The organism is Nonomuraea sp. NPDC051298 (genome assembly GCF_055586305.1).
Window position 1 is genome coordinate 335,679 of the sequence record NZ_JBVJIM010000004.1, and the last position, 17,702, is coordinate 353,380.

15 protein-coding genes and 1 pseudogene are annotated in these 17,702 nt (G+C 70.0%); 9 read left to right on the top strand and 7 right to left on the bottom strand.

The features are described from left to right. Window positions 1-170: 170 nt before the first annotated feature. A complete protein-coding gene (locus ACZ6S0_RS15185) occupies window positions 171-743 on the top strand; it encodes a hypothetical protein (RefSeq protein WP_465916872.1) in 573 nt (190 codons plus the stop codon). On the opposite strand, the gene ACZ6S0_RS15190 is transcribed toward ACZ6S0_RS15185, so the two are convergent. After that, window positions 740-3,994 carry an NACHT domain-containing protein gene (locus ACZ6S0_RS15190; RefSeq protein WP_465916873.1) on the bottom strand — a complete coding sequence of 1,085 codons (3,255 nt, stop codon included), beginning with the start codon at window positions 3,992-3,994 and terminating at the stop codon, window positions 740-742. The two genes, ACZ6S0_RS15185 and ACZ6S0_RS15190, sit on opposite strands and share 4 nt — an antisense overlap. 49 nt (window positions 3,995-4,043) lie before the next feature. Between ACZ6S0_RS15190 and pip the strand changes: the two genes are divergently transcribed. Then, window positions 4,044-5,012, top strand: a complete 969-nt coding sequence (pip, locus tag ACZ6S0_RS15195) for a prolyl aminopeptidase (RefSeq protein WP_465916874.1) — start codon at window positions 4,044-4,046, stop codon at window positions 5,010-5,012. A 23-nt stretch (window positions 5,013-5,035) separates the two neighbouring features. Here pip and ACZ6S0_RS15200 read toward each other — a convergent pair whose 3' ends face one another. Further along, window positions 5,036-5,338: a hypothetical protein gene (locus tag ACZ6S0_RS15200; RefSeq protein ID WP_465916875.1), complete on the bottom strand. Its 303-nt coding sequence runs from the start codon at window positions 5,336-5,338 to the stop codon at window positions 5,036-5,038. A gap of 79 nt (window positions 5,339-5,417) precedes the next feature. Here ACZ6S0_RS15200 and ACZ6S0_RS15205 point away from each other — a divergent pair, with 79 nt between their 5' ends. Continuing rightward, complete coding sequence (locus ACZ6S0_RS15205; RefSeq protein WP_465916876.1) at window positions 5,418-6,212, top strand: universal stress protein; 795 nt, start codon at window positions 5,418-5,420, stop codon at window positions 6,210-6,212. On the opposite strand, the gene ACZ6S0_RS15210 is transcribed toward ACZ6S0_RS15205, so the two are convergent. Next, window positions 6,209-7,345, bottom strand: a complete 1,137-nt coding sequence (locus ACZ6S0_RS15210; protein ID WP_465916877.1) for a glycosyltransferase — start codon at window positions 7,343-7,345, stop codon at window positions 6,209-6,211. The two genes, ACZ6S0_RS15205 and ACZ6S0_RS15210, sit on opposite strands and share 4 nt — an antisense overlap. Continuing rightward, window positions 7,342-8,319, bottom strand: a complete 978-nt coding sequence (locus ACZ6S0_RS15215; RefSeq protein WP_465916878.1) for a glucosyl-3-phosphoglycerate synthase — start codon at window positions 8,317-8,319, stop codon at window positions 7,342-7,344. Before ACZ6S0_RS15215 ends, ACZ6S0_RS15210 begins: the two co-directional genes overlap by 4 nt. A 108-nt stretch (window positions 8,320-8,427) precedes the next feature. On the opposite strand from ACZ6S0_RS15215, the gene ACZ6S0_RS15220 reads away from it, so the two are divergent. Together ACZ6S0_RS15220 and ACZ6S0_RS15225 are read left to right on the top strand one after the other, a co-directional pair. Continuing rightward, entirely contained in the window at window positions 8,428-9,372 is a 945-nt protein-coding gene (locus ACZ6S0_RS15220; RefSeq protein WP_465916879.1) for a Gfo/Idh/MocA family protein, read from the top strand. Next, window positions 9,362-10,492, top strand: a complete 1,131-nt coding sequence (locus ACZ6S0_RS15225) for a zinc-binding dehydrogenase (protein WP_465916880.1) — start codon at window positions 9,362-9,364, stop codon at window positions 10,490-10,492. The genes ACZ6S0_RS15220 and ACZ6S0_RS15225 overlap by 11 nt, the downstream gene beginning before the upstream one ends. Before the next feature lie 9 nt (window positions 10,493-10,501). Here ACZ6S0_RS15225 and ACZ6S0_RS15230 read toward each other — a convergent pair. The 3 genes and pseudogenes from ACZ6S0_RS15230 to ACZ6S0_RS15240 all read right to left on the bottom strand — a co-directional run. Beyond that, a pseudogene (locus ACZ6S0_RS15230) lies at window positions 10,502-11,746 on the bottom strand (MGH1-like glycoside hydrolase domain-containing protein); the annotation flags it as partial. Then, the gene (locus ACZ6S0_RS15235; protein ID WP_465916881.1) at window positions 11,677-12,462 is read right to left on the bottom strand and encodes a sugar phosphate isomerase/epimerase family protein; all 786 of its coding nucleotides are present in this window, start codon (window positions 12,460-12,462) and stop codon (window positions 11,677-11,679) included. The pseudogene ACZ6S0_RS15230 and the gene ACZ6S0_RS15235, both read right to left, overlap by 70 nt. Window positions 12,463-12,464: 2 nt before the next feature. Beyond that, entirely contained in the window at window positions 12,465-13,493 is a 1,029-nt protein-coding gene (locus tag ACZ6S0_RS15240; protein ID WP_465916882.1) for a zinc-dependent alcohol dehydrogenase, read from the bottom strand. A 113-nt stretch (window positions 13,494-13,606) separates the two neighbouring features. Between ACZ6S0_RS15240 and ACZ6S0_RS15245 the strand changes: the two genes are divergently transcribed. From ACZ6S0_RS15245 to ACZ6S0_RS15260, 4 genes are read left to right on the top strand one after another with little or no spacing between them, the layout of a single operon-like run. Further along, entirely contained in the window at window positions 13,607-14,494 is an 888-nt protein-coding gene (locus tag ACZ6S0_RS15245) for a sugar phosphate isomerase/epimerase family protein (RefSeq protein WP_465916883.1), read from the top strand. Window positions 14,495-14,526: 32 nt separating this feature from the next. Continuing rightward, window positions 14,527-15,900, top strand: a complete 1,374-nt coding sequence (locus tag ACZ6S0_RS15250) for an ABC transporter substrate-binding protein (RefSeq protein WP_465916884.1) — start codon at window positions 14,527-14,529, stop codon at window positions 15,898-15,900. Then, window positions 15,897-16,868, top strand: a complete 972-nt coding sequence (locus ACZ6S0_RS15255; RefSeq protein WP_465916885.1) for a carbohydrate ABC transporter permease — start codon at window positions 15,897-15,899, stop codon at window positions 16,866-16,868. The genes ACZ6S0_RS15250 and ACZ6S0_RS15255 overlap by 4 nt, the downstream gene beginning before the upstream one ends. After that, entirely contained in the window at window positions 16,855-17,700 is an 846-nt protein-coding gene (locus tag ACZ6S0_RS15260) for a carbohydrate ABC transporter permease (RefSeq protein WP_465916886.1), read from the top strand. Before ACZ6S0_RS15255 ends, ACZ6S0_RS15260 begins: the two co-directional genes overlap by 14 nt. The last annotated feature ends 2 nt before the right edge of the window (window positions 17,701-17,702 follow it).

Consider the following 17,702-nt stretch of genomic DNA (forward strand, 5'->3'; position numbering starts at 1 on the left):
CCCATGGTCTGTTCCCCCGCTCCACCCGGCAACCCGATGTCAGCCTGCTCGACCGGGACAGGTCGGCCACGACCAGAAGGTGCCCGGAAAGCCGGTCCGACATTCCGGCCGAGGCGCGCCGCTGTGCGGGCGGTGCGGCGGAGCCGGTTCTGGTGGGTCAAGATGGACCGATGAGCGTTGAGTTGATGGTCTGGGACGAGCCGGCGCCGATCAGCCGTGACCAGGCGCGGGCCACGTACCTGGCGGTCAAGCGGACCGAGCCCGACGGCGGGCCCGCACCCGACGTCGCCAAAGAACTACCCGGGGAGATCACGGTCTACCCGGGCCACGTGCTGGTGACGATGGACCTGGACACGATGGACGAGCTGTCCGCGCAGGTGTTCACGACCGCCCGCGCCCACGGCCTGGTCTGCTACGACCCCCAGCGCGACCTGGTGCACAACGTGGCGCCCCTGGGGGTCTACGAGGGCATGCAGCTCCACACCGGCGACGGCATGATCGTCAACGACCCCGACCTCGGCCTCGTCCACGACGTGCTGGGCACGATGTCACCGCAGAACCCGTTCGTCGCCCTGGTCAACTTCGGCCGCCACTTCCTGCAGGTGTCGCCGGGGTTCGAGCTGGAGTACAAGGAGGGCACCCTCATCCGGGCCATGGTCGCGGACCTGGCGGAGGTACGCCAGGCGTTCCACGACTACGCGACGGGCGACCGCTCATTCCTGAACCGGTACTCGTGGTCCTAGCGGGAGTACTTCAGCCGGGGGCCGAGCAACCGCGCGTTGCGGGGTTCCGCACCGGACCGCACATAGACCTCCTCCAGCGTCGGATGGTCGGCGAGCGACGCCAGGTCCGCGTCGGGCGCGATGTCCGGCAGCCACAACGTGCACAGTTCGGGCAGGCCCGCCAGTGGCGAAAGATCCCGCACGTTGGCGCAGTTGGACAGATTCAGTGAGGTCAGGAGCGGCAGGGAGGCGATCGGGCGCAGATCGCTGACCTGCGTCTCGGCGAGATCGACGTATTCCAGTCCCGGACACCTCGCGACAGAGCCGATGTCCTCCAGCCCACGCATGCCCCAGAGCGAAAGGCCAATCAGGGGGAGTTCCGCCAACGCGTCCAGGTCCGGCAGCAAGTCGGTGCTGAGCAGGTGCAAGTCCGTCACGTTCGGGGCCCGCTCGACGATCTCCCGGAGTCGAGTGACCATCGGCGCGCTCCCGAGAGCCAATGAACGCACCTGATCGAGTGGGGGGACATCGTGCCACGAGTCCAGATGCCGCGCACGGAAGAGGTACAGGTACTCCAGCCGTGTGAGCTCGCGCAGTGCCCGGTAATCGCGCACGTCGTGGAGCCCATCCAGAAGGAGGTCGGTCAGGCCGGTCATGGAGGAAAGGAAGTCGATGCTCAGAATTGGCTTGATGCTGATGGTCAGGGACTCGAGCTTCGTCAGCGCGCTCAGCGGCGACAGGTCCGGTCCCTGATCGATGCCGCGCAGGCGGAGAGTCGTCAGGCGCTCGGAAGCGCGCAGCAGCGGGCGCAGGTCAGACGGGGGAAAACCCTGGAGGCCAATGTCCTTGGGAGGGGGAAGGTGGTGGAGTGCCTGATACTGACCGACGGTGGCGATCTCCAAACGGTCGAGCGAGGGCATCCGGGACAGCACGCTCCTGGCGTAACCTTCCGGCTCGAAGCACCGCCAGCCTCGCACCAGATCCCTCTCCACCATCGGCCGGTTGTCACCCGCGTAGCGCGCCAGCACGTCCATCGCCTTCTGGCCGTTGATCAGCCAGGCCGTCCGCACGGTGGCCGCGGCAGCCGTCTCCGAAAGCTCGCCGAGGTCCGCCGGTAGCCGGTCGAGCACCGCCGCTCCCCCGGTGGCCAGGGATCGGGCCGTGGTCAGGTCTCGGGGCGGGATGAGGTCGTTCACGCAGGCGTCCACGGCGGGGCGCAGGTCGTCCGGCACGTGCGGCAACGTCTCGAAGCACGCCGCCACCAGCAGCTTCAGCCTCCGCCGGTGCCGGGGCTCCCGGTCGATCCGGCCCAGCAGCCCCGCGAGCAGTTCCCGGCGCAGCGGCGCGTTGGCGTGGCCCGCGGCCATGACGACGGTCTCCCGCCACGTGTCCCGGTGGGCGGCGGCGACGAGCGGCTCGATGTCGCCGTCCTCGGCCGCGGCCCGCGCCGTCAGGTATTCCTGCACGGTCCTGTGCACGAAGTCGATCCGGCCGTCCACAGGCTCCCTGATCAGCCCGCTGCGGTCGAGGAGGTAGCGCAGCACGGCCTCCCCGCCCGCCTCGACCAGCGGCATCCCGGCCACCAGGCGTTCGACCCGGGCCGCCGCGGCGCGCAGGGGCAGCTCGACCCGGTTGCCCATCGACAGCTCCCACGCCAGCAGTTGCAGGATCTGCAGCTTCTGGGCGCGGTCCAGCCGGAGCTCCCCGTAGTTGGGGATCGAGCGTTCCAGGTCGCGGCGTTCGAGCAGCATCTCCATCGCGGCGGCGTACAGGGCCATGCGGTTGGGCGGGAGTTGGGCCGTGCGGTCGAGGTTGAGCGCGCACAACATCGAGGCGAGCAGCGGCGTGGCGGCGAGCGAGCGCAGGCTCGGCAGGTCCTCCAGGTGCTGCAGCAGCCGCGCCTCGACGACGGGCAGCATCTCCGGTGGGCAGGGCAGCTCCTTGCCACCTCTGACCGCCGCGTGCCAGTGGCTGATCAGCTCCCGCGTGTCGGAGGGCGTCATCTGCTCCAGGAACGCCGGTGCGAAGCCCTCCTCTTCCAGCCATGACGACTGGGCCGCCGAGGGCCGGGAGGTGACGACCACCTTGGTCGTGCCGAACTCGGCCAGCAACCCGCGCAGCCACGGCCTGATCGCCCTGCGCTGCCCGCCGGCCAGCTCGTCCACCCCGTCCACCAGGAGTAACGCGCGCCCGGACGACAACTGCCTGTGCACCCATCCGGACGGCATGAGGCCGGTGATCGGGTCGGCCACCCCGTCGAGGAACCGCTCCGGCCTGGGCAGCTCGCGGTCGGCGTAGCTGCGGAGCTTGACCAGGAACGGCACGCAGCCGTTCCACTCGGCCAGTGGGCCGGCGAACCCGCCCCGGGCGGCGGTGATCGCGAGCCAGCGCAGCAGCGTGCTCTTGCCGCCGCCCGCCTCTCCCCTGAGCAGCATCCGCCGCCCGTGGCCGAGCGCGTGCTCCACGCGCATGGTGGACGGCTCGTCGGAGCGCTGCTGCCACATCTCCATCGGGGCCTCCCGCGACCGGGAGCGGGAGAGGGCGGTGGTGACCGACAGGCTGATGTACGCGACGCTCAACGACGTACGCGGCGTGAACCGCTCGACCCGGACCCCGATGAGGTCGAGGGTGTCGAGAGTCCTGCTGACGTGCTCCAGGTAGCGCCGGGTGAACTCGGCGTCCCGGTCGGCGCCCTCCGGCGCTTCGAGAGTTCGGGCCGGGAGCCGGTCGAGGATGCCGGCGATCTGCTCCCCCACCCCCGACAGCCGGGCGAGCAGTTCGGCGGCGGCGCGGGGCTGGAACTCCGGCAGATGGACGACGACGCGCACCAGGCAGTCGCAGCACTCGTCGAGGACCAGCTCGTACAGCCGGGAGGCGGCCTCGGGCAGGTCCTTGGAGGCGGGCAGCGCGGCTCTGACGGCCCGCGCGAGGCGTACGGGGTCGGCGTCGGCGGCGAACAGGGCGTCGTCGGACAGGTCCGCGCGGGTCAGGGTCGAGACCACCTCGGCCAGCACGACCCCGCGGTCGTCGTCGGACAGCCCTGGGTATTCGTGGGAGCACGCCTTCGGCACCCGCGTGGTCACCGAGTCCGCGATGTCCTCGATCTGGCGCTCGGCCTTGCGCCGGACGAGCTGGTCGGCGAAGTGGGCCCGCATCAGCTCGACGAGGTCCTTGGAGCGGCTCTCGGCACCGGCCCTGGCGGTCAGCCAGATCCGGGCCGCCCGGTCGCCGACCGCCCTGCCCACGGCGAGAGCCGCTGTCTCCAGTGCCACAGGTCCAGTATCGCGACTCGGCCGCCGTGATGCGGAAGGATCAGGGCGTATGAGAGACCTGTACCCACCCATCGAACCGTACGACTCCGGCCTGCTCGACGTGGGCGACGGCAACCAGATCCACTACGAGGTCTGCGGCAACCCCGACGGCAAGCCCGCCGTGATGCTCCACGGCGGGCCGGGAGGCGGGTGCGACGCCAAGCACCGCCGCCAGTGGAACCCCGAGGTCTACCGCATCGTCCTGTTCGACCAGCGCAACTGCGGACGGAGCCGTCCGCACGCCGCCGACCCGGCCACCGACCTGAGCGCGAACACCACCTGGAACCTGGTGGCCGACATGGAACGGCTGCGCGAGCACCTCGGCATCGAGCGCTGGCAGGTGTTCGGGGGGTCGTGGGGCAGCGCGCTGGCGCTCGCGTACGCGCAGACCCACCCCGGCAGGACGACCGAGCTGGTGCTGCGCGGCATCTTCACCCTGCGCCCCCAGGAGCTGCACTGGTTCTACCAGGAGGGCGCGAGCCACCTGTTCCCCGACCTGTGGGAGCACTACGTCGCCCCGATCCCGCAGGACGAGCGGGGCGACCTGATCGCCGCGTTCAGGAGGCGGCTGGAGGGGCAGGACGCCGAGGCCAGGCTGGCGGCGGCCAAGGCGTGGGCCCAGTGGGAGGGCGGCACGGTCTCGCTGCTGCCTGACCCGGCGCGGGTCGCGGAGTTCGGCGAGGACGACAAGGCCCTCGCGTTCTCCAGGATCGAGAACCACTACTTCACCCACGGCGGCTGGTTCGACCCCGCCGACCAGCTCATCAGGGACGTCGGCAAGATCCGGCACATCCCGGCGGTGATCGTGCAGGGCCGCTACGACGCGTGCACGCCCATGACGACGGCCTGGGACCTGCACAAGGCGTGGCCCGAGGCCGAGTTCCACGTGGTGGACGACGGCGGGCACGCCTTCTCCGAGCCGGGCGTCCTCGACCGGCTCATCGCGGCGACGGACGCGTTCGGCGCCGCGACGAGGTAGCGGCCCGGCCTGGGTGCGGGGGCTCAGGTGAGGTGGCGGCGGACCAGGGCGGCCTGCTTCATCTCCAGTTCGCCGCGGGTGATCAGCCCTAGGTCGAACGCCTCGGTGGTGGCGTCGCGCTCGGCGACGTAGTAGGCGGCCATGATCTCGCTGCGCAGCGGGGTGAACCCGCGTTCCACGCAGTCGGCGAAGATACCGACCTTCAGCTCCAAGGTGTCCGAGGCCACCGTGCAGGCCAGGTCACGATCTTTGAGCTGCTGGACCGCTTCGCGAAGGGTGACGGGACCGCGGGACCCGTTGAAACGGGTGTCAAGGGTGATCTTCACGTTCTTTGCGCCTCCAATCGATTACAACGATCCGACCAAAGCCGCGTATTCCCAGTTCAGCGCGGGTAAGAGGGCATTCGTGACCGGAGCGCACGTGATCGTCGGCTATGCGAACGACCAGGGCGGGCGAGACGCTCTCGCCCTCGGGGCCGCGATCACCCGGGTCACCGGCGGCGAGCTGACGATCGCCACGATCTACCCTCCCGGCAGCCCGGGACTGGCGGTCGAGGCGCAGGCCAACCTGGCGCACGCGGCCGAGGAGCTGGGGACGGTCCCGGCCGAGTTCCTCACGTTCGAGAGCAGGGGCACCGGGCGCGGGCTGTCGGTGCTGGCAGGGCGGATCAGGGCCGACCTGATCGTGGTGGGTTCGGCGGCGAGCGGGCAGCCCGGCCGCATCGCCATCGGCTCCACCTCCGACCACCTGCTCCACCTGGCGCCCGAGGCGGTCATGCTGGCCCCGGCGGGCTACGTGCCGCCCGCCGGGGCCGCCCGCCTCACCCTCGCCTACGTGCACCGGCCGCAGTGCGACGCGGCGGTCGAGCAGGTGGCGCAGGCCGCGCTACGGCTGGGCGTGCCGCTCCGGCTGATCACCCTCGACCTGCGCACGGACGACCAGGGCAAGCTCAGGGACGATCTCGCGCTGGCCGTCCGGCTGGCGTGGGAGACGACCGGGATCGAGGCGGAGTCTGAGGTGGCCGAGGGCCACGACGTGACCGCCGCGCTGCAGGACGTCGAGTGGCTGACGGGCGAGCTGCTGGTGTGCGCGGCCAGCGAGGACGCCCAGCCCCATCGGGTGTTCCTCGGCGAGCTGGCCATGAAGGTGCTGCGGGCCTCCGCCTGCCCGGTCGCCGTCCTGCCGCGGGGGTTCTCCTAGGCTCGCGGGCTGGTGCCCGTTCCGCGCGCCACCTCCTCGTACAGCTCCAGGTACCGCTCGGCCATCACCGAGGGGGAGAAGCGGCGCCGGGCCTCCCTGCGGCACTCCTCGGGGTCCAGCTCGTCCACCCGCAGCACCAGCTCGGCCAGTTCCTCCTCGGTGTCGGCCAGGAACCCGGTGCGGCCGTGGTCGATGATCTCCGGCAGGCAGCCCCGCCGCAGGCCCACCGGCGGCACGCCGAGCGCCAGGGCCTCGACGACGGCCGTGCCGCCGGGCTCGTCCCACTGGATGGGGAAGAGCGCCGCGCGGGCCGAGGCGTACAGGTGGTCTCGGGCCTGGCCGCCCACCGAGCCGATCCACCTGACCAGGTCGCCGTCGAGGTAGGGAGAGACCTGGTCGAGGTGGTAGCGGACGTCGGGATGGTTGTGCAGCGGGTGGTAGGGGTTCTGGGCGACGACGTCCAGCTCGGCGGGGGTGTCGCGGCCGCTCACGGGACCGGCCAGGACGAGCGGGAGACCGAGCTTCTGGCAGATCCTGGCCGCCACGTGCTGGCCCTTGAGACCGCAGACCCGGCCCATCACCACCAGGTAGTCCTCGCGCTCCACCCGCACGTCGCGATCGGCCAGCGGGGTGGCCAGGTGGACGGCGCCGAGCGCGGCGGCGCGCAGGGCGTCGGGGGCGCGGGCGAGCTGCGACTCAGAGACGCCGCTGACGGCGATCGACGACGGGAACGCTCCATAGAAGGCGGGGTGCTTGCGCAGATCCCAGTGGAGGGTGTGGAGGACGGGCGGGCCGCCCAGCGCCGACAGCACGGCCGGGCCGACCACCTCGACGTGGTCGTGCACGAGGTCGATGTCGTCGCGCCGCCGCAGTTCGTCCACCACCCGGGCGAGGTGGGCGTGGGCGATGCCCATGACCTGGTTGTACGGTTTCTGCAGCTCGGTGAACTGACCGTCGTCGTACGCGCAGAGCAGCTCGTCCACCTCCAGCGTGCTCGCGCCCACCGAGGCCAGCACCACGCTGACCCCGCGCTCGCGCAGCGCCGGCACGAGTGTGGCCAGCACGTTCTCGATCCCGCCGTAGCCGGGGGGCGGAACCGCCAGCCACGGCCCCGCGTTCACCAGGACTTTCATGCGACGTCCTCCTCTGGTACGAGGGAGGCGAGCGGCGGTCGCTCTGCCACGGCCACGTCCACCAGCGCGGACTGTCCCTGCAGCCCGAACTGCAACAGCGTGTGCGCCGGAGGCTCCGACGCGAGCACGCGGCCCTGCCGCTCCAGCCGGGACCAGGCGGTGAGGATGATCTGTCCCGCCATCCGGCCGAGCGCGGCCATCGACTGATGGGTGTGCGTACGGTGACCCAGATCCACCTGGGCCATCGCGTCGAGCCCGACGAGGTGCAGCAGGTCGACGAGGAGACCGAACTCGACGCCGTACTCGGTGACGTACGGCACCTGTTCGAGCACCACGCGCCGGGCCGCGTACTCGCCGCCCAGCGGCTGGGCGAAGCCGGCCAGTTCCGGCCAGAACATGTTGAGCAGCGGCCGGGCCACCAGTTCGGTCACGCGCCCGCCGCCGCCCCGCTGGACGACACCGTCCGCGCCGGTGTACGGCCGCTCGTACGTGGCCTTGACGAACTGGAGGTCACCGTGCTTGAGCAGCGGCCCCACCAGGCCCGACACGTAGTGCGCGCCGAAGCTGCGCAGGTCCGAGTCGATGTAGACGACGATGTCGCCCGTGGAGGCCGCCAAACCTTTCCACAGGGCCTCCCCCTTGCCCGTGAGCGGTTCCACGAGGTGGGAGAGCACCTGATCCTGCGCCACCACGCGGGCCCCGGCCTGGCGGGCCCGTTCTGCGGTGGCGTCGGTCGAGTTGGAGTCGACGACGAGGACCTCGTCGACCAGTGCCACGCGCTCGACGAGGTCACGGCGGATGACCGTGACGATATCCCCCACGGTGCTCTCCTCGTCCCGCGCAGGCAGGACCACGCTCACCGTGGTGTTTCCCTTGACCGCCATTAAGGCGTCCACCGGCCACTCGGCAGCGGTGCTCGAGTGCGGGCCGTACCATTCTTGGACCTTGGCCAAGGCTTGCAGATCTTTCTCCATGCATCAGCCCCGATCTCATGAGGGTCACGGCTTATGCCCGATCTATAGGCATTCGAACATTTTTGTTTGAATGCTCCCAGACGTGGCATATGCCGGATTGTGTCCCCAATGACCCGTGTCGGCATCATAGGTGCCGGAAATGTCGCTGCCCGTCATGCGGACGTACTGTCCGCGTTCCCCGATGTGACGATCGCTGGAATCGCCGACACCGATCTACGCAGGGCCGAGGCGCTGGCCTCGAAGCACGGATCCCCCGCCTATGGCGGCCATGCCGACCTGCTCAGTGCCGGAGGTCTGGATGCTGTCTATGTATGTGTGCCTCCTTTCGCGCACGGTAACCCGGAACATGATGTTCTGTCGTGCAATCTCCCGATTTTTGTAGAAAAACCCCTTTCTCTAGACCTCCAAACCGCAGAAAACATCGCGTCCGAAATCGAACGGCGATCTCTGCCGTCCGCCGTCGGCCATCACTGGCGTTACCTCGACGTCGTCGGACGGGCACACGACCTGCTCGCCGGCCGCCCCGTACGCCTCGCGCTCGGCCACTGGCTGGACAAGGTGCCCCCGGTCGGCTGGTGGCTGGACCGCCACCGGTCCGGCGGCCAGATCGTGGAGCAGGCGGTGCACGTCCTGGACCTGGCGCGGCTGCTGGTGGGAGAGGTGTCCATGGTGCACGCGGTGCCCGTCGAGAACACCGTGGACGGTGAGGTCGACCGGGCCACCTCGGCGGTCTTGCGCTTCGCGGAGGGGGCCGCCGGGCTGCTGGCCACCTCCTGCCTGCTCACCCGCAAGCACCGGGTGGGGCTGGAGGTGTGCGCCGACGGCATCGCGCTGGAACTCAGCGAGACCCGGCTGCTGGTGGACGGCGAGCGCGTCATCGAGGACGACGGCCAGGCGAAGATCCGGGTGGACCGGGAGTTCGTCAACGCGGTGCAGGGCAGGGCGGCCGATGTCCGCGTACCGTACGGTGAGGCGTTGCGCACTCACCGTCTGGCGCTGGCGCTCGCTCGATCCGCAGCCGAACGGAGGCCGGTGATGCTCGATGACCAGTGAGACGGTGAGCACAGTGCTCAGCATCGAGGCGCCGGGCGAGGTGTGCCTGGTCGAGGAGAAGCTGCCCGACCTGCCCGACGGCGGGTTCATGGTGGCCACCACGCACAGCGGCGTCTCGGCGGGCACCGAGCTGACCTACGTCAAGGGCACCAACCCCTACCTCGGCGCGTCGTGGGACCCGGCGCTCGGGCTGTTCATGGAGGGCGCGCCGTCGGTGTCGTACCCGGTGCGCGGCATCGGCTACATGCAGGTCGGCTTCGTGGTCGAGACGCGGACGCGGGCCGTGCCCGAGGGCGCGCTGGTCGCCATGGCGTACGGGCACCGCACGGCGTACGTGGCCGACCCGATGATCGACAGGTTCGTGGAGCTGCCCGACGACCTCGACCCCGTCCTCGGCGTCTACGTCGCCCACATGGGCCCGATCTGCGCCAACGGACTCCTGCACGCCGCCCACGACCTGCACGGCCCGGCCGTGCGGCACCTGGGCGACGGCGTACGCGGGCGGCGCGTCGCGGTCGTCGGCGCGGGCGTGGTCGGGCTGCTCACGACCTGCTTCGCCCTCTCGGGCGGCGCGGCGGAGGTCGTGGTCGTGGACGAGACCCCCGACCGGCTCGCCGTGGCGGCGGCCCTGGGCGCCGACGTGCTGGCCGCCGACGGGCTGTCCGACGAGGACCCGGCCGTCACCCTCAAGCGCCGCTGGCGCCACGGCCCCAACGACCGCGGCGCCGACGTGGTCTTCCAGTGCCGCGGCCAGGCCAGGGCGCTGGCCCTCGGGCTGCGCCTGCTGCGCCCCCAGGGCACGCTGGTCGACCTGGCCTTCTACACGCAGGGCGCCCAGGAGGTGCGGCTCGGCGAGGAGTTCCACCACAACGGGCTGACCGTGCGCTGCGCCCAGATCGGCCGGGTGCCCCGCGGCCTGGCGCACGCCTGGGACAGGGAACGGCTCTCGCACGAGACCGTCGCGCTGCTCAGGGAGCGGGGCGGGCGGCTACGCGAGCACGTGATCACCGACGTCGTCGGCTTCCCCGACGCTCCACGGCTGCTGACCGATCTCGCGGCCAGACGGCTTCAGAGCGTCCAGGCTGTACTCTGCGACGAGGTCGAGGACGAGGGCGGCTGACCAACTGAAGTCGCGGCAGCCGTGCCCCTGCAGCGTGAGCGGGTCGAAATACTCGCGAAAGCCCGCCAGGCTCACCGCCCGCACCATCGCCTCGGCCAGCGGCCTGGCCAGGTCGGGGCGGTGGTCCTTCAGCCCGTGCCAGACGAGCCAGCCCAGGTTGATCCAGCTCGGGCCCCGCCAGTAGCGGGCCTGGTCGAACCCGGGCGCGTCGGGGGCGTAGCTGGGCAGCATCATGTCCTTGAGCCCGAACCGGTCGAGCGCGCTCGCCACCAGCGCCAAGGAGATCCGCGGCGGCAGGCCGGTCAGCACGAGCGGGGTCAGCCCGGCCGCGCTGCTGGAGCGGATCATCGCCCCGGTGCGCACGTCGCGGGCCTGGAAGAGGCCGCCGTCCCAGAGGTGCTCGATCATGGCGCAGGTCATCGCCTCGGCCTCGCGCTCGTGGGGCTCGGGGTCGAGCCCGCACTCGCGCGCGATGTCGGCCAGCGTCGACTCCGCCAGCCCGTACGCGGTGTTGAACAGCGGGCACTCGACCTGGAACGCGCCCGGCTCGGTGTAGCCCGAGTCCCGGTAGGCGGCGGACAGCGTGACGTACAGCTCGTAGTCGCGGTCGGTGGGCCGCTCGTCGGCGCTCACGGTCGCCAGGTCCCGGCGGACGAACCCGGTCGGCCGCGTCACCACCGCACGCAGCGGCAGGTCCCACGCCGGGCTGTTGTCCATGCCCGACTCCCAGGGGTGCACGATCGAGATGAGCCCTTCGGGGGAGCGCCGCTGCGCGCGCAGGAACTCCTGCTGCGCCACCAGCCGGGGGTAGATCCGGCGCAGGAACCCGGGGTCGGGCTCGGCCAGGTACGTCTTCCACGCGGCCAGCGCGTGCACCGGCGGCTGGACGATGCCGGACGTCTCCACCCCGGACGGCGCCCGCGTCCGCCAGAACTCGGGGCCGGGGAAGTAGGCGCCCTCCGGCACCTCGGGGTTGAACACGATGTGCGGCACCCGGCCGTCGCCCCACTGGGCGCCGAACAGGGACAGCAGCTCCAGCCTGGCCCGTCGCGGCGACCAGCGGGCGTTGCCGATCGCGGTGAAGGCGGAGTCCCAGCTCCACTGATGGGGATAGAGGCGACGTGAAGGGACTGTGTAGGTGCCGTCCCAATTGCTGGCCAGGACACGCACCGCGTCGCGAATGATCATAGATATTTCCTGATGAAGGCTGCGGTCTGGGGAAGGACGATCTCGGGCTCGCCGCGCAGCCGGCATTCGAGCGCGAGATAGCCGTCGTAGCCGACGGCGTCGAGCGTGGCCAGTTGCGCGCCCCAGTCGAGGTGACCGGTGCCCGGCTGGTTCCTGTTCGACTCGCTGATCTGCATGTGCGCCAGGTAGGGGGCCGCGTCGATGAGGGCGCGGCAGGGGTCGTCCTCCTCGATGTTCATGTGGTAGGTGTCGCCGACGATCCTGATCGAGTCCATCGAGCAGTACGAGACGGCCTCGGCCAGCGTGTTGACCATGTGGTTCTCGTAGCGGTTGAGCGGCTCCAGCATGATCAGCACGCCGTTGCGCTGCGCGTGCTCGCCCAGGACGCCCAGCGCCTCGGCCAGCACCTCGCGGTCCTCCTCGGGGCTGCGCGGCGGCTCGAACGGGGGCAGCCTGCGCGAGAACTGGCCCCAGGAGGCGGGCGTCATGACGCCCAGGCCGCCCAGCTCGCCGATCACCGTGAGCTGCGACCTGAGCTGCTGGATGGCGTCCTTGCGCCTGGCGGGGTCGAAGTCGCCGATGAAGTGGGACATCTCCACGCACACCGTCGGCATGACCACGCCGTCGGCCAGCGCCCGCTTGAGCTCGGTCAGGCGGCCGGCGAAGTGGAAATCGCCCTTGCCTCGCAGTTCGATGGCGTCGAACCCGGCGTCGACCGCGAAGGCGTACTTCTCCTGCAGTGTACGGCCAGGCAGAAGCTGCTCCTGTACGGCGAGCTTCACTGTCACTCCTTGAATTCGAAGACGAGCTGGAGCACCTCGGACTGGTGCTTGTCGAGCAGGTCGAAGGCCTCGGCGGCCCGGTCCACGGGCACGACGTGGCTGATCAGCTCCCCCGCGGCGACCTCTCCGCGGTGGACGAGCTCCATGAACGTGCGCTGCATGCGCTCGACGTCCCACCGGTGGGCGAGCCACGAGGCGACGCCGCCGATCTGGGAGGAGACGAGCTGGACCTGGTTGTGGTGGAACTCCTCGCCGAGGCGCAGCCCGACGGCGTCGCCCTGGTAGAAGCCGGCGGCCACGACGCGCCCGCCCCTGCGCACGGTCCTGATGGCCTCGTGCAGGCCGGCGTGGGTGCCGCTCAGCTCGATGACGGTGTCGGCGCCCTCGACGCGCTTGCGCATGAACTCGGCCACCGACCCCGAGGAGATGTCGAACGTCTCGGCGGCGCCGAACCTCCTGGCCAGCTCCAGCCGGTCGGGGATGGCGTCGGCGGCGACCACGCGGGCGCCGCTGAGCACAGCCAGGCGGGTGGCGAGCAGCCCGATGACGCCCTGGCCGAAGATCGCGAGCTGATCGCCGAGGTGCACGTCGGCGGCGTGCACGCCGTTGAGCGCGATCGCGCCCACCCGGGCGAAGACGCCGGTCAGGGGGTCGGCGCCGGGCGGGATCACGTGCCCGACGAGCTTGTCGGCGGGGACGACGGCCTCGGCCCGGTGGCCCCAGATGCCCCACACGAGGCTGCCGACCGGGGGGTCGGCCACATCGGGCGCGGCCTCCACCACCTCGCCTACCTCCTGGTAGCCCCACCCGGCCAGCGGGTAGGCGTGCGTCTGGCCTTCGACGAAGAGCCGGCGCTCGGTGTCCCACTTGCGATTGAGGTATGGATTGGTGCCGCGGTAGGCGGTCAGTTCAGTGCCCGCTGAGACTCCGGAATAGAGCGTGCGAACTCGCACTGCCCCCGCCACAAGCTCGGCGGGTGACTCCAGGCCGACGCGGACTTCGCCTGGCTCCTCGAAGGTGATGACGCGCATTCCCCACACTTATGCCTATTGATCAAACAAAAGTCAAAGATTTAGTGCGTGTTTGCAAACGATAGTTGCGTTCGTAACACTCTTAAGTCTACGACTTCCGTCGGAGGTGACTGATGAAATTGGGGTTTCTGACAGCGTGTCTTCCGGAAAGTGACCTTACCGACATAGCACGCTGGGCCGCGAGTCAGGGCTACGAGGCCCTGGAGGTCGCGGGGTGGCCGTCTACGGATGACCGAAATCACATCAGAGTGGATCGTTTCGACGACACCGAATGTGATCGAGTCAGGCGAATCTTCGCGGAGACCGGACTCACGCTTTCCTCGATCGCGTACTACGAGAACAATCTGCACCCTCGGCAAGGGGCTGCGGTGAACGCGCACGTGAGGCGGTGCGTGGACGCCGCCGCCGCGCTCGGCTGCCCGACGGTGGGCACGTTCGTGGGCCGCGACCCGTCCCTGCCGGTGCGCGACAACCTCAAGCTCGCCGAGGACGTCTTCGGCCCGCTGGTCGCGTACGCCAGGACGAACGGGGTCGAGATCGTCATTGAGAACTGCGTGATGAAGAGCTGGCATCCCGATGGGTATCCGGGCAACCTCGCCTACTCCCCCGAGCTGTGGGAGTGGATGTTCACGCTGGGGCTCAAGCTCAACTACGACCCGTCACACCTGGTGGCGCTCGGCATCGACCCGGTCGCCGCGCTGACCCCGTACGTGCCGAACATCGCGCACGTCCAGGCCAAGGACACCCAGTTCCTGCCCGGCAAGATCGACCGGTACGGCTTCCACGGCCCGATCAGCGGCGAGAAGGGCTGGTACCGCTTCCGTGTCCCCGGGCTCGGGCAGGTCGACTGGACCAGGGTGATCGACGCGCTCTACGAAGGGGGGTACGACGGGGTGGTCTCCGTGGAGCACGAGGACCCGGTCTGGAGCGGCAGCACGGACAGGGTACAGACCGGTCTCGGTATCGCCTACCGCACGTTGCGGCCTCTCGTGCACGGGTAAGGGCGGCATAACCCCAACCGGAGGAGCGTGCCATGCCGACCAAGGTTACCGCCGTCCTCTCCGTCGCACTGCTGGCCGCCGTCTCGCTGACGGCCTGCGGGGACGGCGGTGGCGAGAAGTCGTCCACGAGCAACGAGATCACGGTCTGGACCGAGGAGAACCTCCAGGACCGGATGGCGGTCCAGAACGCGATCGCCGCCGACTTCACCAGGAAGACCGGGATCAAGGTGAATCTGGTCGGCGTGGCCGAAGACCAGTTCAGCCAGACGCTCACCGCCGCCGCGGCGGCCGACGACCTGCCCGACGTGATCGGCGCCCTGCCGCTGGCCTCCATCCGCGAGATGGAGGCCAACGACCTGCTCGACACCGAGACGCCGGGCAGGATCGTCGACCAGCTCGGGCGTGACACGTTCTCGCCGCGGGCGCTGGAGCTCGACAGCTCGGGCGGCAAGCTGCTCGCGGTGCCGAGCGACGGGTGGGCGCAGCTCATCCTGTACCGCAAGGACCTGTTCGAGAAGGCGGGGCTGCGGCCACCAGACACCTACGAGGCGCTGGAGGCCGCGGCGGCCAGGCTGAACACGGGCGGGGTCGCGGGGATCACGCTCGCCATCGCGCCGAAAGACTCGTTCACCGCCCAGAGCTTCGAGCACGTGGCGCTGGCCAACGGCTGCCAGCTCGTCGACGACGCCGGGAACGTCACGCTCGACTCGCCGCAGTGCGTGCGGGCGTTCGGCTTCTACGCGAAGCTGGCCGAGGACTACTCCGTCAAGGGCAAGCAGGACGTCGACTCCACCCGGGCCACGTATTTCGCCGGGAAGTCGGCCATGACGATCTGGTCGTCGTTCATCCTCGACGAGCTGGCCGGGCTGCGCAAGGACGCACTGCCGAGCTGCCCCGAGTGCCGCGCGGACCCCGAGTGGCTGGCCAGGCACACCGGCGTCGTCACCGCGCTCAAGGGGCCCGACGGGAGCGCGCCCGCGCAGTACGGCGAGATCGTCTCCTGGGCGATCACCCGCGACGCCGCCACCGACTCGGCGAGCAAGTTCGTCTCCTTCATGATGAACGAGGGCTACGAGCGCTGGATCGGGATGGCGCCGGAGGGCAAGTTCCCGACCCGCAGGGGCTTCGAGGACGTGTGGAACAAGCTGCCCGCCGGGGTCGACACCAAGAAGCCGCTGGCCGACGTCTACCCGGCCGACGTGCTCGACGCCCTGCGCACCAGCCCCGACACCTTCGCCCGATGGGGCATCCCGCAGGGGCAGGGCAAGCTGGTCGGCGCCACGATGGGTGAGCTGCCCGTGCCCAAGGCGCTCAGCGAGATCGTGGACGGGTCGCTCACCCCGCAGGCCGCCGCGGCGCAGGCCAAGACCGACGTGGAGACGATCAAGCGCGGGATCCGGCAGTGACCGCCACGCCTCCCCGCACGGCCAGGCCGCCCGCTCCTCCGGCGCGGCGCCGGGCGCGGCGCGGGCGGACGCTGCGTGAGCAGGAGGGGCGCGCCGGGCTCGCGCTCATCTCGCCGACGCTGGTCATCACGCTCGTCGTGGTGGTGCTGCCGCTGCTGTGGGCGGTCATGCTGGCGTTCCAGGACGTGCGGCTGATCAACATCCGGCGGGTGGGGATCTTCGGACACTACACGCTGGAGAACTTCTTCTACGTCGTCTCCGAGCCGGGCTTCTGGTCGTCGCTGGTCAACACGCTCGTCTACACCGTCGCGGGCACGGCGCTGTCGATCGCGATCGGGCTGGTGACCGCGCTGGCGCTGCGCGACAGGTTCAGGGGGCGGACCCTGGTCAGGGCCTCGATCCTGATCCCGTACGTGGCCCCGGTGGTGGCGGTGGCGTTCCTGTGGGAGACGATGCTCAACCCCCAGTACGGCATCGTCAACACCTGGCTGAGCGAGCCGATCGCGTTCCTCTCCCAGGCCAGGGGCGAGATCCTGGGCGTACAGGTGCCCGTGGCGCTGCTCACGGTGATCGCCTTCGAGGCGTGGCGGTACTTCCCGTTCGCGTTCCTGTTCATCCTGGCCCGGCTCCAGGCGCTGCCGGCCGAGCTGGACGAGGCCGCGGTGGTCGACGGCGCCACCCCCACCCAGCGCTTCCGGTACGTGATCATGCCGCAGCTCTGGCGGATCATCGCGCTGCTGTCGGTGCTGCGGTTCGTGTTCACGTTCACCAAGTTCGACGACGTCTACCTGCTGACCGGCGGCGGGGCCGGCACCGAGGTGGTCAGCGTGCGCGTCTACAACTTCCTGACCTCGCGCGACGACATCGGCGCGTCGGCGGCGCAGGCGATCGTGCTGGCGGTCTTCCTGGTCGTCTTCCTGGCGATCTACCTGAGGTTCTTCTCGGGGGGTGAACGTGAGCAGGGATAGGTTCGAGCGGGGCCTGCTCAAGGTGCTCAAGCCGGTGGTGGTCGCGTTCCTCTTCCTGATCACCGCGTTCCCGTTCTGCTACATGGTGATGCTGTCCGTACGCGACATCCAGGAGCTGATCCTGGATCCCGGCTCGCTGTGGCCGCGCAGCCTCACCCTCGACACCTACGTCGACGTGCTGACCCGGCAGGGCTTCCTGACCTTCCTCAGGAACAGCACGATCGTCGCGGTGGCCTCGGTCGCGGTCACGCTGCTGATCTCGATCCCGGGCGCGTACGCGGTCGCGCGGCTGCGCTTCTTCGGCCGGCGGCAGGTGCACTTCCTGTTCCTCGCGGTCTACCTCTTCCCGGCGATCGTGCTGGCCATCCCGCTGTTCGTGCTCTTCACGATGATCGGGCTGCGCGGATCTCTCATAGGACTGATCCTCGTGTATATCGCGCAAACAGTGCCTGTCACGGTATACATGCTCCGCAACTACTTCGAGACCGTGCCGCAGAGCGTGGAGGAAGCGGCCGCGATCGACGGGTGCACGAGGTTGTCGACCATCTGGCGCGTGGTGCTGCCGTTGTCCAAGCCCGCGCTGATGGCCACCGGCCTCTACGCGTTCATGATCGCGTGGAACGAGTTCCTGTTCGCCCTGCTCTTCCTCGTGGACAGGCGGGAGAACTGGACGGTGTCCCTGGGGCTCTCTCAGCTCGCGGGCAGCATAGAGATCCCGACGACGGTCCTGATGGCAGGATCGGTGGTGCTCACGCTGCCCATCGTGATCGTGTTCTTCGCCGGCGAGCGACTGCTGACGGCGGGCCTCACCGCGGGAGCGGAGAAGGGATAGAC